This is a genomic window from Vibrio sp. 1978 (genome assembly GCF_033344345.1).
In genome coordinates this window covers 1-1,157 of record NZ_JAWPOP010000127.1, presented here as the reverse complement: position 1 = coordinate 1,157, position 1,157 = coordinate 1, and the positions used below count along the sequence as shown (strand labels likewise).

The following is a 1,157-nucleotide window of genomic DNA, read 5'->3' as shown; positions in this document are numbered from 1 at the left end:
GAAAATAATCGAATCAGCAGCAAAGAGGCTTTTTTAACCGACATAGAAGCACGTGAAACATTAAGCGTGACTTCAATGGACGGCATCGCCTACCCACACGCAAAAAGCAAAGCGGTCACAGAGCCTGCAATCGCTGTTGGCGTAAAGCGCGAAGGCATCGAGTATGGCGACGAAGAGGGAGTCAAACCGACCGTATTCTTCATGATTGCTTCACCAGATAACGGTGCCGACCACCATATTTATGTTCTTCAAGAATTATTCGGAAAATTTAGCGAAGAGTTTATTGAAGATATTCATAACGCAAAAGACGAAAACCAAATACTAAATATTTTAATTAATTCATAAGGCGTGAAATTATGAGTACAATCACAGCTCAAGCTACTAATAATAGCGATTTCAAAAAACTACTCAGTACCATGAAAGGTCACCTTTTATTCGGTACTTCTCACATGCTTCCATTTATCGTTGCGGGTGGTGTACTACTGGCGCTGGCGGTAATGGCATCAGGTAAAGGTGCGGTTCCTGCGGACGGTTTATTGGCGGATATTTCTAATATCGGTATTAAAGGTCTGGTGCTGTTCCCAATTATTCTTGGTGGCTTCATTGGTTATTCAATTGCAGACAAACCGGCACTTGCTCCAGCGATGATCTCTTCTGGCATCATGGCTGACATGGGCGGCGGCTTCCTTGGTTGTATCGTAGCGGGTTTCATCGCAGGTGGTGTGGTATTCCAACTTAAGAAGATCCCTCTTTCTGCTAACATGACTGCGTTGGGCGCTTACTTCATCTACCCTCTACTAGGTACGCTTATCTCTGCAGGTATCGTTCTATGGGGTATCGGTGAGCCAATCAAGATCTTCATGGCTTCTATGAACGAATTCCTAGCTTCTATGGCTGGCGCTTCTAAAGTGGTTCTAGGTACGATTCTTGGTGGTATGACTGCATTCGATATGGGCGGTCCAATCAACAAAGTAGCAACGCTATTCGCTCAAACTCAAGTTGATACTCAACCATGGCTAATGGGTGGTGTTGGTATCGCAATCTGTACGCCTCCTCTAGGTATGGCACTAGCAACATTCCTATTCAAGAAGAAGTTCACTAAGCAAGAGCAAGAAGCAGGTAAAGCAGCAGCAATCATGGGCTCTATCGGTATCTCT

At 44.7% G+C, this 1,157-nt stretch carries 2 protein-coding genes; both read left to right on the top strand.

The features are described 5' to 3' along the window. On the top strand, positions 1-345 hold a 345-nt coding region (locus tag R8N49_RS24965; protein WP_318190193.1), incomplete at its 5' end, for a PTS sugar transporter subunit IIA. An 11-nt stretch (positions 346-356) separates the two neighbouring features. Then, positions 357-1,157: fructose-specific PTS transporter subunit EIIC (locus R8N49_RS24960; protein ID WP_318190192.1), on the top strand; the 801-nt coding region annotated here is incomplete at its 3' end.